Annotated in this window: 2 protein-coding genes; both read left to right on the forward strand. The window is 55.5% G+C overall.

From position 1 onward, the window contains the following. Positions 1-121: 121 nt before the first annotated feature. A complete protein-coding gene (locus P792_RS35510; RefSeq protein ID WP_023980039.1) occupies positions 122-880 on the forward strand; it encodes a hypothetical protein in 759 nt (252 codons plus the stop codon). Between the two features lie 18 nt (positions 881-898). Further along, positions 899-1,648, forward strand: a 750-nt coding sequence (locus tag P792_RS35515) for a flagellar motor protein MotB (RefSeq protein ID WP_023980040.1), incomplete at its 3' end; no start/stop codon positions are given.

Genomic DNA, 1,648 nt, shown 5'->3' on the forward strand with positions numbered 1-1,648 from the left:
ATGTCTTTGATACGTCGCTTTGAACGCCCTGGAGTTTGCGTTTTCTAACATTCGCAAACCTCGTCATTTCACTCCGCCAGTCAGGTGGAGACCTCATATTCCAATAGCGATCAGGAATGTTATGGAAGAGATACAGAACGCCAAGATATTCATTGCGACGCCCTGCTTCGGCGGGCTTGTAACGCAGGAATATATGGAATCGATTATCGCCTGCACAAGCATCATTCGTATTCCCATGACCTTGTCCCTCCTGGGCGACGATGCCATGGTGAGCCGCGCGCGCAACACGCTCGTTCATCAGTTCTATACACGTTCGGATGCAACGCATCTTCTTTTTGTAGATGCAGATATCGGGTTTCCCGCAGAGGGGCCCGCCCGACTGCTTGCAGCCGACAAGGATATCGTTGCCGGGATGTACCCTATCAAGGAGCGCTTCTGGGACAAGGGAACCCAGGAAAATCTGAACCGCGGTGAAAAGCTTGAAACGGCCTCGCTACGCTACGTCGGTGAGACGGATGCGATGCATTCCTCGTGGGACAAGGGGCCGTTGTTCCGGACCCATTACGCAGGCACCGGATTCATGATGATCAGCCGCAAGGTGATTACAGCGATGATCAAACACTATCCGGAAACCGCCTACCGTCGCATAGATGCGGCGGGTTCAGGAGACGGAAGCATGTGTCACGCCCTGTTCGATGGAAGCATCGATCAGGAGACCGGCACCTATCTCAGCGAAGATTTCACATTCTGCAAGCGTTGGCGCGATCTGGGTGGCGAGGTCTGGCTGGATACGTCGATCGCTCTCAACCATGCAGGACGCGCCTCGTTTGAAGGTACACCCGCTTCCCGCCTGGGCATGTTACATCTGAAAGGGCGATAACGGGACCCCTGAGCGCAGATGGCCAGAAAAAATCGCCCCTCCGTCATCATCCGTCGCCAAGATGAGGATGGACACGAGCCCCATCATGGCGGTGCATGGAAAATCGCCTACGCGGATTTCATGACGGCCATGATGGCGTTTTTTCTCGTCATGTGGCTCCTGAATGCAACGACTGACGAGCAGCGCCGGGGGATTGCCCAGTACTTCAACCCGCTGGCCGATGAAAAATCGGCAATTCCGCCGGAAAAAATTGTTGATACTCCCCCCGCTCCTATGATGGGCGGGAGCAGTTTTGATCGTCTCGAAGACAATGAGAATATGGATACGGCGGGGCCGGTGCCCGTTCCCTATGAAGAGCATGGCGCTTCGTCCCCTATCGAGGCAGTTCCGGCCTTCCATCATCAATCCGAGCATGAATCGCTGCCGGCCCAGGCGGCAATCGTTCCCATAGGGGGCCCGGAAGCAGGCTCGCGTCATGATAAACTTGGCCCTGTCGGGTCCGAGGCATCGAGAGCCGAGCAGGCCAACCTGCATGATATGACACGCAATCTGGAACAGGCACTCAAAGCAGGCAAAGATACCAGCGATCATCTCGACAATGTGGCGATCTCTTATGGGCGAGATGAAATCAGGATTGAGCTTCACGACACGGAAAATGTGCCAATGTTCGAGCTCGGAGCTTCTGCACCAAACAAAGCCGCACGCGCCATGCTGGGCGAGATAGCAAAATGGCTCGCGCCGATGCCGGAGCGTATCTCAATCGTCGGG

This window comes from Asaia sp. SF2.1 (assembly GCF_000505765.1).
In the GTDB taxonomy this organism is placed as follows: Bacteria; Pseudomonadota; Alphaproteobacteria; order Acetobacterales; family Acetobacteraceae; genus Asaia; species Asaia bogorensis.

Excerpts from the sequence above, each read along its gene's own strand:
- P792_RS35510 (WP_023980039.1), top strand. The coding sequence starts at position 122 with ATGGAAGAGATACAGAACGCCAAGATATTCATTGCGACGCCCTGCTTC.